Origin of the sequence: Macellibacteroides fermentans (genome assembly GCF_013409575.1) — a bacterium.
Classification (GTDB): Bacteria; Bacteroidota; Bacteroidia; order Bacteroidales; family Tannerellaceae; genus Macellibacteroides; species Macellibacteroides fermentans.
This window is the reverse complement of sequence record NZ_JACCCY010000007.1, coordinates 28,010-46,026: the sequence shown is the minus strand read 5'-3', so window position 1 is coordinate 46,026 and position 18,017 is coordinate 28,010. Positions and strand designations below refer to the sequence as shown.

Sequence of the window (18,017 nt, the reverse complement as noted above, 5' to 3'; positions counted from 1 at the left end):
ATTAGAAATTAACGATTAGACCTAAAGAAATCACCTTATTCATCGGATAGTTCTTTCCTGATTCACTGGTATAAGAGGTTCCGGTGAAGATGGCTTCCGGATCGAACATCTTGGCCAGTTTGGTGCTTGTGAATAAGTTCTCGCCCGAGAAGAATACCTGGGTTTTGCTTAATCCCACCTTTTTGGTCCACGCACCCGGCAGGTCGTAGCTTACAGTAAGGTTTTTAAGTCGGCAGTAGGCCGCATTCTGCATGTAGCGGTCTGTTTTCTGCGAGGTCTTGTTTCTGAAGTTATTGATGGCTCCGGCTCCGGCGGTATAGGGTGCAGGATAGTAGGCATCCTTGTTATCTTCTCTCCAGTAGTCGAGGTGTTCTTCAAATACCGTAACCTGTGCATACGGACCCGATCCCCAAAAATAAACCGATCCCATGTCCGGCGACCAGTCTCTTTTGGCTACTCCCTGGAACAACAGGCTCAACGAGATGCCTTTCCAGTTTACAGATCCGTTTATCGTATACTGATAGCGGGGTGTGGTGTTACCGATGATGGTTACATCGCCCATATCTGCCAGGGTGTTGTTTCCTTTGTTTATTTTACTGTCGCCGTTCAGGTCGCGGTACTTTACATCGCCCGGATTCCATTTCTGTCCGGAGATATACGACAAGTCGTAAGCTGCATTATAGGCATCCGCCTCGGCTTGCGACTGGATCAGTCCGTCTGCACGGTATCCCCAGATCTCGCCCACTTTGCGACCTACATACCACTGTCCCTGAGGATCGGTACCGGTTGGGTTTTCGTAGGCTGTAACCTCCGAGATGGCGTCCGACAAGGAGGCTCCCACTGTATAGCCCACCTCTTTACCGATCTTGCCACGGTACTGCAACGTTACTTCCCAGCCTTTGTTACGCATACGGGCGTTGTTGGTATTAGGAACCGTAGCACCAAAAATATCAGCCAAGTCGGCCGAAGGGCCTAACATATCCTTTGTATCACGCTGGAACAGGTCGATTGTACCTGTAAGGGAGTTACCCAGGAATCCAAAGTCGACACCCACGTTCTTGCTCTCCACCTTCTCCCAGGTAGTATAAGGATCCACCACACCGGGGGCATTGATAATCATATCCCTGCCATCCTGGAAGTAATAGTTGCCCAACGGCTGTGTACCCATGGTGGAGGCAAACGTATACAACGCCGCTCCGCTCTGATTACCCAGCAATCCCCAGGAAGCACGCAGTTTGAGGTTTGAAAGCACATCGGTTGTTTTTTCCATGAAGGCTTCGCGAGAAAGATTCCATCCCAGTGAAACGGAAGGGAAGAAACCCCAGCGGTTGTCTGATGCAAACCGTGAAGAGCCGTCGTAACGACCGTTAGCTTCCAGCAGGTAAAGACCCTTGTAGTCGTAGTTGATACGGCCGAAGAATCCACGGGTGGCCCATCCGTTGCGGATATCGGTGATGGTCTGGTCGCCGGTACTCAAGCCCAGTCCGGGGTTGGTGGTAGAAATCAGATCCGTAACCTGGTTGAACAGGTAGCTGTAATTGTTATCCTCTTCCTGATAACCGCCCATCAGCGTAAAATTATGATCTTCCGCCAGAGTGAACAGGTAATTGGTGTACAGGTTTACCGACTGATAGCGTCTTTTAGACATGGAACGGGTAAAACGTCCGTTGGCTGCGATGTTCAACTCAGAACGGGTACCTTTATACAAAGTCTCGTTGTCGGCTCCCGGAATCTGAGGGGCTACGTTAAGCGCCTCGTACTCCTCGTTGTCGTTGCGATAGGTATAGTCTACAAAGATGCGCCAGTTCTTGATCGGTTGAATCTCGAAACCGCCGGTTAAAGACATGTTGTCGTCTTGTGTATTTGTGTAGGTGCCGCTTTGCAGATACGGAATCATGGTAAGTTCCGTAAAATGGCCGTTGGGATCCACCTCGCTCACCGTGGGACGGAAACGGGCCAGCGAATGATAGAAACCTTCGGACAATCCGCCGGTTCCGAAGGGAGTGTTGTTATCCGAATGCATAAACTTGGTGTTCACCTTCATTTTAAGCCAGTCGGTTACCTGCGAAGTAACGCTGGCATTGAAGTTGAATCGCTTGTAATCCATATCGGCATAGCGCAGGATTCCGTCTTCCGTATAAGCTCCTCCCGATACGTAATACTGAGCCAGCTTTCCACCTCCGCTCAAGCTCAGGTTATGGTTCTGCTTATAGGCGGCATCTTTGTAATGCAGTTTAAAATAGTCTACATTACCCACCCCTTTGGCTGTATTCTCGAATGCGGCCACCAGGTTGTTCTGTCCTTTCAGGTCGGCCCAGGCATCTACTCCTGCAGGATTCTGTATATATTGCTGCAATAAGCCCAGTTTCTCGTCGCTGTACTGTTTAGCAACCCCCGCATTGGCGCAGGCGGCATTAAAATAGGTGGCGAAATCGTACGAATTGGCCATATCCGGCAAAACCGTGGGAGAGCTCCAGCCTACAGTTCCCTGATAACTTACCCGCATCTTTCCCTCTTCGCCTTTTTTAGTTGTCACCAATATAACACCGTAGGCGGCACGGGCTCCGTAGATTGCCGAAGCGGCGGCATCCTTCAGCACGGATATATTTTCGATGTCGTTGGGGTTTACATCCGAAAGGTTCATTTCCACACCATCCACCAATATATAGGGGTTGGCTGTATTGGAAAGGTTACCCTGACCGCGCAGGGTAAGCGAACTTTCGGCACCGGGACGGCCCGAACTGCTGTTGTTAACCGTCAACCCCGGAACCAGTCCCTGTAAACTCTGGGTGGCGTTGGCAACCGGGCGCAGACTTAATTCGTCGCCTTTTACCGAAGATACGGATCCGGTAAGGTTCACCTTCTTCTGTACGCCGTAACCTACCACTACCACCTCATCCAGCGCCTGACTGTCTTCAAGCAGTTCGACACGCAGGTGTTCGGCATTTTTAACCGCAACCTGCTTGGGCTGATACCCGATGTAGCTGATTGTTAGCGTAGCATTCTGGGGCACCTCCAGGGTAAAGTTACCATCCATATCCGTAATGGTTCCAATACCGGCACTGTTGGTAACCTGCACGTTGGCACCGATAACCGGCAATCCGGATTTATCGAGCACCGTACCTGAAACCTTGAACGGCTGTTGTTGCTGCACTGCAGCTTCGCTGTTTTTTAATTCGCTGTGGTTCTTCCGCGACAAAATAATATGAGATCCTTCAATCTTAAAGGAGATGTTGCGATCCTTTAGAAGATCGTTCAACACATCGGCCACCCTTTTTTGACTGGCGTCGATAGATACCGCCTGGTTGGCGTTTACTTCGTTGTTATAGATGAACAAGTACTCCGTTTGCTTCTCAATTTCAGAAAGAATCTTATTGAGCTGGGCATTGTTCATATGAATGCTCACCCGGGCATCCTGGGAATAGGTAGATTTAGCATGTGAACAAAAAACACAAACCAAAAGTAGGAAAGTAGTTATTCGCATAGTTCTAAATATTTGTTTAAATCCAGTTTTTTTATGACAAAGTCTGCTTGAAAAATTTTCGTTCTTCATACATTTGTATTGATTTATAATTTAATACAGTTTTAAATAATTGTGTTGAATGCATGCCGGTAAGTGTTGGCGCACTTATCGGCATTTTTGTAGGCTAACAGTTCATTTTATCATAGGCAATAGATTCATAAAGATTAATAGAATTATTTAGTTTATATGTATTATCTGCGTTTCGTTATCCTTCTTATAGCTGAAGCTGATATCATTCTGAAGTACCCTGAGGGCATAATCTACACCGTCTGTCTGCCGGAATGATCCGGTGTAGGAATACTTCAGTACATCCTGATTGTTGATTATGATTTTGAACCCATAGTATTTTTCAAGGTCTTTCATGATGGTAAGGAAGGGTTCATCTTTGAAGCTGATGAGTCCCTCCTTCCAGCGGTAGGGATTGAAATCGGTCACCTTCGAAACCTCCAGCCGTCCGTCCTTCAGCGTTGCCTTGTGTTCCGGTTTAAGTGTTACCTGGTGCGACGGAGATGCCTGGGAGGTGAGCTTTACACTACCCTGCATCAGGGTGGTCACAAATTTTTCTTCGTCCGGATAAGCTTCCACATCGAACTTGGTTCCCAACACTTCGATGCTGTACTTGTCCGTTTTAACGATAAAGGGCCTTTCTTTGTCTTTCACAACATCAAAATAGCCTTCGCCCATCAGTTCGACCGTACGGTTGCGGGTGCTGAACTTTTCCGGAAACCGGATCGTTGTCCGGGCGTTCAGCCATACGTTGGTTCCGTCCGGCAGGGTTACGTTGGTACGCTGACCGGCAGGAACGGACACGATGCTCATGGCCAGCTCCTTGTTATCGGCTACATAGTGTTGGTAAACGGCGTTCAGCGAGAGGGTGATCAATACGATGGCAGCCACTCTCAACCAGTCGGACTTCAGGAGGGTTCGCAGTCGGCTTTGCCCAGGTACAGCGGCGATCCGTCTCTTGTCTTGCAGCAAGATGGCGCTGAACAGCTTATGCTCCTTCATAAAAATACGTTTGTTTTCGGCCGAAGCTTCCATCCAGTCCCTGATCTCCATGCCCTCCTCTACGGTGACATTTCCTTCAAAAAATCTATATAGTTTTTCCTTGTCCATACATCCACATGATTTGTTTCTGTATGTATAGCACCTGAGAAAAGAATGTTCCTAGTCTAATTGATAAAAAAATAGAAAAAAGGTAAATAGTCCTTCAGGTGGACATGCAGAATCTTCAGCGCCTTGCCAATGTGGTAGTCTACGCCCTTAAACGATATATTCATTTCCTGCGCGATCTCCTTATAGGATTTATTTTCGTAGCGGTTCAATATAAAGATGGCGCGGGTACGTTCGGGCATCTGGCTGAGGGCCTCCTGGATAAGTTGTTCTATTTCGGCCGTAAACAGTTCGCTGGGTTCGCAGGCCTCCAGCGTAGCGATACGGGTACCCAGCTCCCACTCCTGGTATTGCCTGATGTTTTCCGAAAACTCTTCGCGGATATGCAGATGCCGCAGATGATTCAGGCATTTGTTCTTAATCATGGTAAGGATATAGGCCGGGATATTGGATTCGTCGCTGATTGACAGGCGGTTTTCCCAATAATACATCAACGCATCGACGGCAATATCTTCCGCAACGGCTGCATCTCTTACATACACATTGGCAAAGCGTACAAAACGGTCGTAATATTCGTTGTACAACTTATTGAAGGATGTTATGTTTTCGGCAGACATCTTTTGGGGGCGTTTTGACATATTTTTCACAAAAATAAGTTTATTATTCCGGATTATATAACATCGGCTCTCTTTTTGGTGTGGGATAAATCAAAATCAAACCCGGGTTGCCGATTGTTATATAAATACCTCTATAGGCAAATCGACTGGGTATGAATGGAAAGGATATCAAAATAAACAGGCATCCTGCGGTGGCCGGTCAGTTCTATCCGGCCCATCCGGATGTGCTGCAAAGGGAACTGGAGTCTCTTTTCAGCATGGCTGCGCCCCAAAAGCAGGGCAGAGTGAGGGCTGTTATCAGTCCCCATGCAGGGTATATCTTTTCGGGTACGGTGGCTGCTTCGGCTTTTAATCAGTTGGACGACAAGGCATCCTATCGGAAGGTATTCCTGATTGCATCGTCGCACCAGGCCCATTTCAACGGGGCGTCTGTGTATTGCGACGGCGACTTTATCATGCCTTACGGCAGGGAGCTGGTGGATACGGAGATCGGAGAGATGCTGACCGAGGTCTATCCCGAACTGTTTACAGATAACCCGTCGCCTCATCTGAATGAGCACAGTATCGAGGTACAGCTGCCGTTTCTGCATTACAAGCTGCAGAACAGCTACCGGATTGTTCCAATCATAATCGGCACCAACTCGCCGGAGATTTGCAAACGGCTGGCCTCCGCCCTGAAGCCCTACCTTAACAAGGACAATCTGTTTGTGATAAGCTCCGACTTCTCCCATTATCCGGCATACGAAGCGGCCAAATCCGTCGATTCGGCAACCGGACAGGCAATTATATCCAACAGCCCACAAAACCTGTTGTCAGCTTTAGATATCAATGCACACAAGCATATCCCCCAGCTGGTTACCAGTCTGTGCGGTTGGACTTCCGTGCTTACTCTTCTTTATATGACGGAGAATGAACCGGCGTTCTGCTACAACGAAATCTGTTATAAGAATTCGGGAGATGCCAAAGAGGAGGGGTCCCGAAATCATGTTGTAGGGTATTGGGCTATTTCCGTGACAGAAAAGCAGGTGGACGCAGAACGGTTCACGCTTTCGGATGCAGAAAAGCAGGTGCTGCTGAAAGAGGCAAGGGATTCCATCGGACGGTTGTTCCGTAAAGCGGACACTCCGCCTGCAGCCATCGAATCGTATCCTCAGGCGCTCCGTACCAGATGTGGCGCATTTGTGAGTATCCATAATCAGGGGGAACTCAGGGGTTGCTACGGCCACATGGAAGAGGATAAGCCGCTGCTACAGAATGTACGGGAGATGGCTCAGTGGGCTGCCGCACGCGACTCGCGTTTCAGGCCGGTCACCAAGGAGGAGCTGAATGAGGTGGACATCGAGATTTCTGTACTTTCTCCTCTCAGGAAGATACGGAATATCACCGAAATCGAAATGGGGGTACACGGCATCTTTATACGAAAAGGGATGAACAGAGGGGTGTTTCTGCCTCAGGTAGCCACCGAAACCGGATGGAGCAAGGAGTCGTTTCTGGGGCATTGCGCCCGTGACAAGGCGGGTATCGGGTGGAACGGATGGAAGGAGGCCGAAATATCTGTTTTTACGGCAACCATTATCCGCGAGAAAGAGTAACAGGTGTCAGCTGTGCCATATACCCGCAACCGACTTTCCGCATCGGTTACATTTTCCATCCTGAATTTCATAGGTCCCAACGGTATACCCGTACCGCTGTATCAAGGTATGTCCGCATTGGGGACAAACGGTATCTTCGCCGTGTAACCGGGGCTGGTTACCGATATAGATAAATTTCAATCCGGACTTCAGGGCAATGGCCTTTGCCTCAAGCAGACTTTCAGCTGGGGTAGGCGGCACGTCGGTTAGCTTGTAGTTCGGGAAGAACCGGCTGAAATGCAACGGGGTATCTTCAAAGCCATTGGCAAACAGCCATTCGCACATGTGTGTGATCATTTCCGGATTATCCGAAAACCCGGGAATCAGCAGGTTGGTAATCTCCAGCCAGATCTTTTTCTCTTTCAGCGTCAGCAACGTATCGAGAACAGGTTGTAACCGGCCGCCCGTAAGTTTGCGATACATCACATCCTCAAAACATTTCAGATCGATATTGGCTGCATCCAGATAAGGACAAAGGTCGAGAAGAGGTTCCCGGTTGATATAGCCGTTGGATATCCAGACCACTTTCAGTCCTTTGCCGCGGGCGATACGGGCTGTATCGTACATATACTCGTAAAAAACAGTAGGCTCCGTATAGGTGAAAGCAATCATAGAGGTATTACAACCGATAGCCCTCTGTACAAGAGCCTCCGGGTCCAGGTCATAGCCGTTCAGCGACTGGGGAGATGTTTGGGATATTTGCCAATTCTGACAATTAAGGCAGCGGAAGTTGCACCCGCCGGTAGCCAGAGAGAAAACCGGTTGGCCGGGCATGAAGTGGAACAGGGGCTTCTTTTCAATGGGATCGATACTAAGCGAGCAGGGATTTCCATAGGCGGTGGTATAAAGTGTGCCGGATTGATTGATACGGGTTTTACAGATTCCGGCAGCCCCTTGCTGTAGTACACAACGATGTGGGCACAAATGGCAGCGTACCACCTGGTCCGTCCGCTTCTCCTGATAGGAGGCAATCTTTTGCCATTTTTCCGCTTTCATAATACACCCTCCTTTCTCTATATAGAACCACCAGTCAAAGGAAGTGTTTATCAAAGGGCGTTACCTGAAACAGTATTCCAATATTTTTAACATATCCGCATGTTTGGTATGCACCAGGTTGTTCTCTTCGCAGAATGCTTTGACATTTTTTGCAGGGAAATTCTTTTGAAGCATCTTGATCGTGGTGACATTCACATATTTACCTTTGGCATTTTTAATCCAGTAGCGGTTATCCGGCTTGTATGAGAATTTCTCGTTGGGTGTTAATTTGGTGACTGCCGCCCCTTCCTGGAAGGTAGAATAGTTGGTAATGGCTGCCGTTGCAGAATACCCACCGTAGCCGGCACCCTTCCCCTGGGAGAAATAGGTAGTCTTCCACTCCACGTAAACCTCGCCTACCCCTACCTTGACAACCTGGTAAAAGATATGCTTGTTTACATACACAAACATATCTCCCTGGATATCTATAGCGGCTATCTCCAGAGGGTTGGCGATGGCCCAGATCTGTTCTCCATTCTTATACAGCATCTCTTCGACGGTTGTGTTGTAATTCAACATCGCGGAAGAGCGGCGACCGTCCTTAAATAAAACCAGGCCATCTTTAAATTCATCGTAAAGATAGCTCTGCGATAGCTCCTGCGCCTGCAGTATACTGCTGCTGAAGCAAACAGAAAGAAGGAGTAAAATGAGGTTGTTTTTCATAATGCCAGCGTATTATTGGGAAATTATTGTTTCAATTTATCTTTCAGGTATCTACCGGTATAGGATGCTTCGCAGGCGGCAACCTCTTCGGGTGTACCGGCGCAGACAAGCTTTCCGCCCTCTTTACCGCCTTCGGGACCCAGATCGATCAGATAATCGGCACATTTGATCACATCCATGTTGTGTTCGATAATGATGACCGTGTGGCCGTTCTCGATAAGGGCGTTGAAGGCTTTCAACAGGGTCTTTATATCGTGAAAATGCAATCCGGTTGTAGGTTCGTCGAAGACAAACAGAGTGGGTAGTTTGGACTCCTGACTAAGGTAATAGGCCAGCTTGACGCGTTGGTTTTCGCCTCCGGACAGTGTGGACGATGCCTGGCCCAGTTTAATGTATCCCAATCCTACATCCTGCAGGGGTTTCAGCTTCCGGATTATCTTCCTGGTATCTCCCTGAGGATCCGACTCAAAGAACTCGATGGCCTGATTTACGGTCATCTCCAACACCTGGAAAATATTAGTACCGCGGTATTCCACCTCCAGCAGATCGGCTTTGAAGCGCTTCCCTTTACACTCTTCGCACTCCAGTGTGATATCGGCCATAAATTGCATTTCGACCGTTATCTTTCCCTCTCCCTTACACTCTTCGCAGCGTCCGCCTTCTTTATTGAAGGAGAAGAAAGCCGGGGTAAATCCAAGCTGACGGGCCAGGGCCTGATCGGCATAAAGTTTACGGATCTCGTCGTAGGCTCCCATGTAGGTGACCGGGTTGGACCGCGAGCTTTTGCCGATTGAATTTTGATCTACAAACTCGATGGCCTTGACAAGCTTCAGGTCGCCTGTAAGGGATAGACAAGGCACTCCCAATGGGGCATCGTCGAGATGATGCTTCACTCCTTCGTAAAATATATCGCGTACAAGCGAACTCTTTCCGGATCCGCTTACACCGGTGACAACAGTCATCACATTGAGCGGAAATTTGACATCCACCCCTTGCAGGTTGTGATAACGGGCACCCTTTACCTCCACATAATTGTTCCATTTACGCCGGTAGGGCGGAATTTCCAGCTTATCTTCTCCGGTAAGGTAGCGCACGGTATAGCTGTTGCTGTTCAGCTGAAGGTTGGAGATGTCGCCCTGATAAACCACTTCTCCTCCCAGACGTCCGGCCTTGGGACCGATATCTATTATATAATCGGCAGCCCGGATGATCTCTTCATCGTGCTCTACCACAACCACCGTATTGCCCAGCTCCTGCAACTGACGAAGTACTTTTATCAGCAGGTCGGTATCCCGCGAATGCAGACCGATGCTGGGTTCGTCCAGTATATAGAGGGATCCCACCAGGCTGCTGCCTAAAGAGGTGGCCAGGTTGATACGCTGACTCTCGCCACCGGAAAGGGAATTTGAAAGGCGGTCGAGGGTAAGGTACCCAAGTCCAACATCCAATAAGAACTGCAGACGGCTGTCAATTTCGGTAAGCAAGCGTTTCGATACGGCTGCATCCGTTTCGTCCAGCTTGAGGGTATCGAAAAAAAGTTTGGCTTCGTTGATAGGCAGACTTACAATCTGGGATATATCCTTTCCTCCTACCTGTACATACAGGGCCTCCTTTCGCAGGCGGCTTCCTTTACAAGTGGGACAGGTGGTCTTGCCTCTGTACCGGGCATGCATCACCCTGTATTGTATTTTATATAGATTTTCCTCTACAAAAGAGAAGAAGTCGTTAATCCCGTGAAGACCCCTTGCACCGTGCCACAACAGATCCCGTTCCTTCTCCGTAAGCTCGTAATACGGACGATGGATGGGGAAATCATATTTCGCGCTTGCCTGGATAAATGCGTTCAACCACTCACCCATTTTTTCGCCCTTCCAGCAAACTACAGCTCCATCATACAACGACTTGCTTTTATCCGGAACAACCAGATCTTCGTCTATTCCCATAATTTTACCGAATCCTTCGCAAACCGGACAGGCTCCCAGGGGATTGTTGAAACTGAACATCATATCTGTGGGCTCTTCGAACACGATACCGTCGGCTTCGAACTTACGTGAGAACTCTTTTGTCTGGGTGCCGTTCGGATCGAAGACCTTCACTACGCAGGTACCATGTCCTTCAAAAAAGGCGGTTTCTACAGAATCGGCCAGACGGTTCTTAAACGGCTTATCGAAAGCAACGGCCAGACGGTCTATCAAAAGCTGAATACCCCCGGATGCCAAAAGAGATTCGTTCTCCATTACTTCCGTGATACGGTAAACATTCTCGTCGATTTCCAACCGGGTGTACCCCTCTTTCTGAAGAATGGTAAGCTGTTCTTTCATGTCGCGTCCTTCCGGCAGAACAACGGGCGTATAGACTGAGAAGCGTGTGTTGTCGGGGAAATCCAACACCCAGTTTACAACATCCGAAACCTGGTGCTTCTTAACCTCTTCGCCCGATACCGGAGAGATAGTCTTTCCTATACGTGCGTAAAGCAACCGGAGGTATTCGTATATCTCGGTAGATGTTCCTACAGTAGAACGTGGATTGCGGGTGTTCACCCGTTGCTCTATGGCAATAGCGGGAGGAATACCCTTGATATAATCGCATTCCGGTTTACCCATTCGGCCCAGAAACTGACGCGCATAGGCGGAAAGACTTTCCACATAACGCCTTTGCCCTTCGGCATACAATGTGTCGAAAGCGAGCGAAGACTTTCCGGATCCCGATAATCCTGTGATAACAATTAATTTATCTCTTGGGATAGTAACGTCAATATTCTTCAGGTTATTGATGCGGGCTCCTTTTATCTCTATATTTGTTGCATCGTACATAGGTACATATTTTATAAACTACAAAGATAACGATATTTTTGGGTTGAATGTTTTAGCAGCTGTCAGAACCTTTCATTGTATTGACAGATAGTGATATTTTTATATCTTTGTAACATTATATTTGCATTATGAAACAGATAAAACTCATGTATTCCTACTCATTACGTCTTTTCATCTTCTTGATGTTGCTTGCATCTGCTTCGTGTACAACCTTAAGACAAACACCTAAACCCGCTGAAGGCCGCCAGGTTAAGCGGGAATTCAGAGGAGCCTGGATTCAGACCGTCCACCAGGGTGAATATAAAAACATGTCGACTTCGCAGCTGAAAAAGGAGTTGATCCGTAAATTGGATTACCTGCAGGATTGCGGTATCAATGCCATCGTGTTCCAGGTGCGCCCCGAAGCGGATGCCTGGTATCAATCCAAACTGGAACCCTGGAGCCGTTTCCTTACCGGCGAACAAGGGGTTGCACCTGATCCGATTTGGGACCCGATGGAATTTTTAGTCAACGCCTGCCACGAACGCAACATGGAGTTTCATGCGTGGCTGAACCCATACCGCGTAAGCACATCGGGGAATACTGTTTTTGCCCCGGGGCATATATACAACAAGCATCCCGAATGGTTCGTAACATACAATAAAATGATTTTGTTTGATCCGGGCCTGCCTCAAAGCCGTGCTTTTATCTGCAAGGTGGTGCAGGACATCGTTTCACGTTACGATGTAGACGCAATCCATATGGATGATTATTTCTATCCCTATCCGGTAGCCGGACTCCCCTTTTCGGATGATGCCAGCTTTGATGCGTACGGACGCAGCAAAGGATACAAAGACAATCAACGGGCCGACTGGCGCAGGGAGAATGTAAATCTGCTGGTGCAGGATATCAAGCAAACCATTCTGCGTACCAAACCGTGGGTCCGCTTCGGAATTAGTCCCTTTGGCATTTACCGTAACAAAAAGAATACGCCGGATGGTTCCGGAAGCGATACCAACGGATTGCAGAATTACGACGATCTGTATGCAGACATCACCTTATGGGTGCAGAAGGGGTGGATAGACTACAACATTCCTCAGATATACTGGGAGATCGGGAATAAAGCTGCCGATTATGTAACGCTTGTGAAATGGTGGGATAAGAATGCCAACGGAGGACACCTGTATATTGGTCAGGATGTGGCCCGCACGATGAAGAAGGACGAGCTGGACAAGAAGATGGCATACATCCGTTCTGCCTCCAATATACAAGGAAACTGCTTCTGGCCGGCAAATGAAATTTTATGGAATACCGGTGGTGTGGCCAACCAGCTGCAAGAACAATATCACCGCTATCCGGCTTTGATTCCGGCTTATACGCATTTGCACGACCGGCTACCCAAAGAGGTTTCCGGCCTTAAAGCCGAATGGACAAAGGAGGGGTATCTGTTACACTGGAAAGCCGAACAAAGTGATACAAATCCGGAGTTAGCCCGTTACTTCGTTGTGTATTGTTTTAAGGCGGGTGAAAAGGCAGACATCACGAACCCGGCCAACATCGTAACCATAACAAACAAGACTTTTTATTTGTTACCTTATGAAAAGGGAAATGATACATACAAGTATGTAGTAACTGCTGTGGATCGTTTCCATAATGAAAGCAAAAAAGGAAAAACAAAAAAAGTGAAGCTATAAGATGAATAACATTCGGCGTATTCTTATCGGGTTGTTATGCTGTATGCCTTTTTTATGGGGATGCTCCAACGACGAACCATGTCCGACGCCGGTACGTACCGTGCTTATTTACATGGCTGCGGATAATTCCCTGAGTTCATTCTCCTACAAGAATCTGGAATCGATCGTAAAGGGGAGCTCTGCAGCCGCACTCAATGGCGGGAATCTGTTGGTCTATCTGGATGCTTCCGATGCGGCTCCGCAGCTTCTTCAGATCAAGGCCAAGAGCGACGGGACGATACAGAAGCTGGCTATAAAGGATTATCCCGAGCAGAATTCGGCCGATCCCATTGTTATGCGTGGGGTGTTCGAATCGGTTGTATCTGAGTTTCCGGCCGAAAGTTATGGCCTGGTTTTATGGAGTCACGGCACTGCCTGGCTGCCTTACAATGTACAGCCGATGCTCCGGTCATTTGGACAGGATGAGAGCAGTTGGATGGAGATAGATGAGCTTGCCGAAGCTATTCCCGATCATGTATTTGACTTTATTCTGTTTGATGCCTGCTATATGGCAAGCACAGAAGTGGTGTATGCCCTCCGGAACAAAGCGGACTATATTTTGGCTTCTCCAACCGAGGTACTGGCCGAAGGGTTTCCTTACAAGCTGATTATGGCTGATTTCTTCACGCAGAAAGCCGGTCTGCAGCAAATAGGTGAAAAATTTTACACATACTATGATAAGCTGACCGGACTGAACCGATCGGCATCGGTGTCGTTGATTAACACATCCAAATTGGATGAGTTGGCCGCCGTATGCAGCGAGATTGTAAAGGGAAAGGAGCAGACAATCGCTTCGCTGCCTGTCAATGAACTGCAACAGCTGGAGTATCTGGGAAACACCTACCATGCCTTGTACGACCTGGATGATTTTATTGGCAGGCTGGCTACGGAACCCCAATATACAAACTTTAAAAAGGTGTTGGACGAGGTGGTTATATACAAGCAGACAACCCCCATGGCTACCTATGCCAAAGGGTCTATCTATATCAATCGCTTTTCGGGGTTGAGCATCTATGTTCCGCAAGCGGGACTGGAACAGCTCAACGAGTGGTACAAGGGAATGGATTGGTATAAGGTTATATACCAGTAACCTGACTCTACCAATAGAGAATGATTCCGGCAATTCCGGCAATAAAGATCATCAGTATGGGATGCATCTTGTATTTCCAGGTAAGGATAAAAGAGCCGATAAATATCAGCACACTTTTAGCATCAATGAAATTTTCTGCATTCACCAATAACAGGGCGGCTGCAGCAATCAGGCCGACCGTAGCCGGGCGTAAGCCTGTGAAAGCGGCTTCCACATATTTATTGTTTTTGAACCGGGCAAAATAATAGGAGATGATAAGCACCAGAATAAAGGAAGGCAGACAGACTGCAAAGGTTGCGATTACGGATCCTAAGATACTGATCTCCGTAGAATATCCTGCATTCTGCACCGCTGTATAGCCTATATAGGTGGCACTGTTTATCCCGATGGGACCAGGCGTCATTTGTGATATAGCAACGATATCGGTAAATTCCTGGGTAGATATCCACCCATGCTTGTCGACCACCTCATCCTGAATTAATGAAAGCATCGCATATCCGCCTCCAAAACCAAAAAGGCCGATTTTAAGATAGGTGTAAAATAATTGTAGAAACAGCATACTAATGTCTTTTTAAATACATCCGATAATATAAACCGCCTGCTGCGGCTACGATAATGATATAGACAGGCGACAAGCTGAGCAACCATATGGATAGCGCAACTACCACGGGAATGACCAGCACCCAGCCGCGCAGACGGAGGGAACGGGCTGTTGTAATTACGGGAACGGCAATCAGGGCGACCACAGCAGGGCGTAAGCCTTTAAATGCCTTCTCCACCCATTCATTTTCTCTGAATTGTGTAAAGAAGAGGGCTATCGCCAATATAATCAGGAAAGATGGCAGGATGGTTCCTAATGCACAGATTACACTGCCTGTGAGCTTTTTCAATTTATAACCCACAAAGATGGATATGTTCACGGCAAAAACCCCGGGTAAGGATTGAGCGACCGCAAAAAGGTCGATAAATTCCTCCTTACTCATCCATCCCCTGTCAACCACTTCCCGCTGGATCAATGGCAACATGGCGTATCCTCCTCCGATGGTAAAGGCTCCGATTCTGACAAATGTGATGAAGAGCGTCCAATACATAAAATTACCTCTGCTATTGATTAAACAAACGAATCAACAACAAAGGTAATTATAAATATGCAGACTTTGCGTGCTGCGTTCTATCTTGTACGGCGTACGCTTCTTGTGGGTGCCGACTTTTCGGGTTTGGATGCTTTCTGTTTGACGGTTTTTTGTTTGGCAGGAGCCTGTCCGCGTACGGATTTAACTCTTCCTTTGGATTCCTTATTTGTGCTGGCTGCAACCGTGGCTGTATCTTCGGGAACCCAAAGGCTCTCGCGGAACATCGTAAGCTCTTTCTCAATACGGGCTTGTTCCCGGCTCATCGAATCGGGCGTAGGGCAATATTGCTGTAGATTACGGTTCATCAGGTTTTCGGTCTTCACGATATCACCGGCAAACATCCGTTTCCGAAAATAATCATCAATAGTAAATGTCTTTGCGTTATTGATGTTGGATGTCATGATTGGCACAGTGGATACATAGGGACGTATGGATTCGTAGGGCAGCCAGAACATCGGCATTCTTTGTTCACCCATATCGCCTGCATTAAACAGAATCGGCGAAATGGCCAGTGTCTTAACATCAAATACAGAGTTATGCTGGTCAAAATACCATGCCTCTTTTACGTAATATGCCTTTACCTCTTCCGAAGGGACGTCGCTATCGTCTATTACATACTTTACTCCGCCACCGCCGGGAACAGTTTCTTCCTTATAAAGAATATAGAAGCGGTCCAGCAAATCCTTGAAATTAACCTGGTGCGACGGACTGAAATCCTCGTAACCATCCAGGTATTCGTAGGCTGATATTTTATTCTCACCTAACAGACGGAAGATGATTGTAAACAAATTCATCTGTTTATTAATGGGGCGTACAGGATAATAAAGCGGTGCATTCTGCTCCTTGGTTAGATCCACCTCTCTGTAAATTACACGCATCCAACGTGCATTCCCGATATCCTGGGTAAGATGTTCGTTCATGTTTTGTGCTCTTACCGTCAGCTCCGGAACATTACTTTCCTGCGTTTCCACCCGGGATCCGGTTGTGGCTCGGGGTGATCTTCTTTGTTGAGTCTGCTGTTGCGACTGACCCTCCTCCTGAGCAAATGCCGGATTTACAGTAAAGAGGAAGCCTCCAAGAATTGCTATATAATACAGATGTTTCATATACAAGATCAATTAATTTACAATAACTTCGATGGTGGGTATGGTCCGTTCAATACCATCAGGCCCTTTTGCTACGACACGGGTGATATAGAAACGCTTTCCTTTGGACAGCCTGCGGATATAATCTTTCTGCCGTTGAGAAAAGTTACTTCCGTCCGATACTTCAGGAATGGCATTCCCCATGGAATCAAAGAAAGTGAGCTCGAACCGAAGTACGGAATAGGTTACATTCAACAAATCATCGTCAATTGCCGCTTTGATCCCATCTGCTTCCACCAGATTCCTTTTAGCAAACTGTCCACCCTTGAATTTACGGATGTTACCATTGGCATCTTTATATTCGATATAGGGCAGCGGATCTGGCAAAGCCCTCACCCTGAAAGACGTTTTTGCCATCTCTACCGAACGGCCATCCGCCATCCGGGCATTTACAGAGACAACCGCCTCCATGCCCACCCGCGACGGACGGGCCTCCCATAATTCACCATGCCTTGTCAGCGTACCGTTAGTCATCGTTGCCGTAATCTGAGAACTGGCTATGCCGGGAACGGCTATACGGATCGGGTTGGCTATGCCGGCATATAATACATTCATCAAAGTGGGAGCAACCGTAGCGGTAGGCTCCGTAACAAAATATTCACTCACAAAATCTCTGCGCATAACAGAGCCGTCGCTGCCGGGCATTTCGATATAGCCCTTCAGAGGGAATGTACCCGATGAAGAAGCTGTTACACGGAACATCCCTTTGTTGGCTTCGGGCAGCTCGGTCCCGTTGACAACTATCTTGGGCCGTTTGGTGGAGTCGACTGCAGAAAGAACAATGTTTGCTTCATACTGACTGCCACGCATTACAACCTGGCTTTGAGGAATAACCTGCGCCGTTATCTGGTTTACACGATAGTCGCCCACATCCACACTGCTGAGAAGATAGTTCAAGGCCTCACCTTCTGCATAGCGTACGTCGCTTTGTAATTTGGTAAGCATGGTTACTGCCGCAGCAACAGGCATATTTTCAAACAAGGACTCCTGCCAGGAACGGGTTGTGAGTCCGCTTCTCACCGACTCTGTATTCAGGCTGGCTTCAAGAACCTTTGTTTTAGCGGGATCCGTAACCAATTCTCCTAAGAACTTCCGATAGTTATCTATACTTCGTTTCAGCTTTTTACCTTCGCCTGTAACCGGAGACAACATGATTTGTGAGGAAGCTTCAATATCATCCTTACGAACGATATTATTTACATTCCCGTCTTTCCCGTCCGCCTCCTTTACAATACGTACCTTAAGTTCCTGAAGGTAGTTGTATAATGAATCGCTCGACTTTTTCACCTGCTGTCCCTTCTCATACCATTCTTTTACCTTGGTAGGGTTAGTCTGATAGTAGGTATCCAACTCGCCCGATACAATCTGATTTCGTTTGGATGAGTTGTCGATCGTAGTTCGTAAACTGCCTTCCACCAATTCGAAACCATCCAAAACCTCTGACGACACATTAAGTGCCATCATGGCAATGAACACCAGATACATCAGATTGATCATCTTCTGTCTGGGCGAATTGGGATTATTTGATAATTGTGGCATATT

At 47.7% G+C, this 18,017-nt stretch carries 13 protein-coding genes; 3 read left to right on the top strand and 10 right to left on the bottom strand.

Annotation, left to right across the window (positions count from 1 at the left end; translation table 11 throughout):
• Position 1: 1 nt before the first annotated feature.
• The 3 genes from F5613_RS15685 to F5613_RS15675 all read right to left on the bottom strand — a co-directional run bounded on the left by F5613_RS15685 (position 2) and on the right by F5613_RS15675 (position 5,274).
• The gene (locus tag F5613_RS15685; RefSeq protein WP_246303441.1) at positions 2–3,484 is read right to left on the bottom strand and encodes a TonB-dependent receptor; all 3,483 of its coding nucleotides are present in this window, start codon (positions 3,482–3,484) and stop codon (positions 2–4) included.
• Positions 3,485–3,700: 216 nt separating this feature from the next.
• Positions 3,701–4,639 carry a FecR family protein gene (locus tag F5613_RS15680; protein WP_179400456.1) on the bottom strand — a complete coding sequence of 313 codons (939 nt, stop codon included), beginning with the start codon at positions 4,637–4,639 and terminating at the stop codon, positions 3,701–3,703.
• A gap of 56 nt (positions 4,640–4,695) precedes the next feature.
• Positions 4,696–5,274, bottom strand: a complete 579-nt coding sequence (locus F5613_RS15675) for an RNA polymerase sigma-70 factor (RefSeq protein WP_246303444.1) — start codon at positions 5,272–5,274, stop codon at positions 4,696–4,698.
• A 131-nt stretch (positions 5,275–5,405) separates the two neighbouring features.
• Here F5613_RS15675 and amrB point away from each other — a divergent pair, with 131 nt between their 5' ends.
• A complete protein-coding gene (gene amrB, locus F5613_RS15670) occupies positions 5,406–6,845 on the top strand; it encodes an AmmeMemoRadiSam system protein B (RefSeq protein WP_179400455.1) in 1,440 nt (479 codons plus the stop codon).
• A 6-nt stretch (positions 6,846–6,851) separates the two neighbouring features.
• Here the strand turns inward: amrB and amrS are convergent, their stop codons facing one another.
• Genes amrS through uvrA form a run of 3 tightly spaced genes read right to left on the bottom strand, consistent with a single transcriptional unit; the run spans position 6,852 to position 11,395 of the window.
• Entirely contained in the window at positions 6,852–7,880 is a 1,029-nt protein-coding gene (gene amrS / locus F5613_RS15665; RefSeq protein WP_179400454.1) for an AmmeMemoRadiSam system radical SAM enzyme, read from the bottom strand.
• A gap of 60 nt (positions 7,881–7,940) precedes the next feature.
• On the bottom strand, positions 7,941–8,582 hold the full coding sequence (locus F5613_RS15660; RefSeq protein WP_068187072.1) for a hypothetical protein: 642 nt from the start codon (positions 8,580–8,582) through the stop codon (positions 7,941–7,943).
• 23 nt (positions 8,583–8,605) lie between these two features.
• On the bottom strand, positions 8,606–11,395 hold the full coding sequence (uvrA, locus tag F5613_RS15655) for an excinuclease ABC subunit UvrA (protein ID WP_179400453.1): 2,790 nt from the start codon (positions 11,393–11,395) through the stop codon (positions 8,606–8,608).
• 146 nt (positions 11,396–11,541) lie between these two features.
• Between uvrA and F5613_RS15650 the strand changes: the two genes are divergently transcribed.
• Both F5613_RS15650 and F5613_RS15645 read left to right on the top strand, forming a co-directional pair.
• Positions 11,542–13,068, top strand: a complete 1,527-nt coding sequence (locus F5613_RS15650; RefSeq protein WP_179400488.1) for a glycoside hydrolase family 10 protein — start codon at positions 11,542–11,544, stop codon at positions 13,066–13,068.
• Between the two features lies 1 nt (position 13,069).
• Positions 13,070–14,197: a clostripain-related cysteine peptidase gene (locus F5613_RS15645; RefSeq protein WP_179400452.1), complete on the top strand. Its 1,128-nt coding sequence runs from the start codon at positions 13,070–13,072 to the stop codon at positions 14,195–14,197.
• A 7-nt stretch (positions 14,198–14,204) separates the two neighbouring features.
• Here the strand turns inward: F5613_RS15645 and F5613_RS15640 are convergent, their stop codons facing one another.
• From F5613_RS15640 to porM, 4 genes are all read right to left on the bottom strand, one after another.
• Entirely contained in the window at positions 14,205–14,756 is a 552-nt protein-coding gene (locus F5613_RS15640) for a chromate transporter (protein WP_068187062.1), read from the bottom strand.
• Position 14,757: 1 nt separating this feature from the next.
• Complete coding sequence (locus F5613_RS15635; protein ID WP_068187060.1) at positions 14,758–15,288, bottom strand: chromate transporter; 531 nt, start codon at positions 15,286–15,288, stop codon at positions 14,758–14,760.
• Between the two features lie 80 nt (positions 15,289–15,368).
• Positions 15,369–16,436, bottom strand: a complete 1,068-nt coding sequence (gene porN, locus F5613_RS15630) for a type IX secretion system ring subunit PorN/GldN (RefSeq protein ID WP_068187058.1) — start codon at positions 16,434–16,436, stop codon at positions 15,369–15,371.
• Between the two features lie 12 nt (positions 16,437–16,448).
• Positions 16,449–18,014: a type IX secretion system motor protein PorM/GldM gene (gene porM / locus F5613_RS15625; RefSeq protein ID WP_179400451.1), complete on the bottom strand. Its 1,566-nt coding sequence runs from the start codon at positions 18,012–18,014 to the stop codon at positions 16,449–16,451.
• Positions 18,015–18,017: the final 3 nt, after the last annotated feature.

Bases quoted from the DNA above. Each gene is read 5' to 3' on its own strand.
- F5613_RS15685 (WP_246303441.1), bottom strand. From the start codon at position 3,484: ATGCGAATAACTACTTTCCTACTTTTGGTTTGTGTTTTTTGTTCACAT.
- F5613_RS15680 (WP_179400456.1), bottom strand. From the start codon at position 4,639: ATGGACAAGGAAAAACTATATAGATTTTTTGAAGGAAATGTCACCGTA.
- F5613_RS15675 (WP_246303444.1), bottom strand. From the start codon at position 5,274: ATGTCAAAACGCCCCCAAAAGATGTCTGCCGAAAACATAACATCCTTC.
- amrB (WP_179400455.1), top strand. From the start codon at position 5,406: ATGAATGGAAAGGATATCAAAATAAACAGGCATCCTGCGGTGGCCGGT.
- amrS (WP_179400454.1), bottom strand. From the start codon at position 7,880: ATGAAAGCGGAAAAATGGCAAAAGATTGCCTCCTATCAGGAGAAGCGG.
- F5613_RS15660 (WP_068187072.1), bottom strand. From the start codon at position 8,582: ATGAAAAACAACCTCATTTTACTCCTTCTTTCTGTTTGCTTCAGCAGC.
- uvrA (WP_179400453.1), bottom strand. From the start codon at position 11,395: ATGTACGATGCAACAAATATAGAGATAAAAGGAGCCCGCATCAATAAC.
- F5613_RS15650 (WP_179400488.1), top strand. From the start codon at position 11,542: ATGTATTCCTACTCATTACGTCTTTTCATCTTCTTGATGTTGCTTGCA.
- F5613_RS15645 (WP_179400452.1), top strand. From the start codon at position 13,070: ATGAATAACATTCGGCGTATTCTTATCGGGTTGTTATGCTGTATGCCT.
- F5613_RS15640 (WP_068187062.1), bottom strand. From the start codon at position 14,756: ATGCTGTTTCTACAATTATTTTACACCTATCTTAAAATCGGCCTTTTT.
- F5613_RS15635 (WP_068187060.1), bottom strand. From the start codon at position 15,288: ATGTATTGGACGCTCTTCATCACATTTGTCAGAATCGGAGCCTTTACC.
- porN (WP_068187058.1), bottom strand. From the start codon at position 16,436: ATGAAACATCTGTATTATATAGCAATTCTTGGAGGCTTCCTCTTTACT.
- porM (WP_179400451.1), bottom strand. From the start codon at position 18,014: ATGCCACAATTATCAAATAATCCCAATTCGCCCAGACAGAAGATGATC.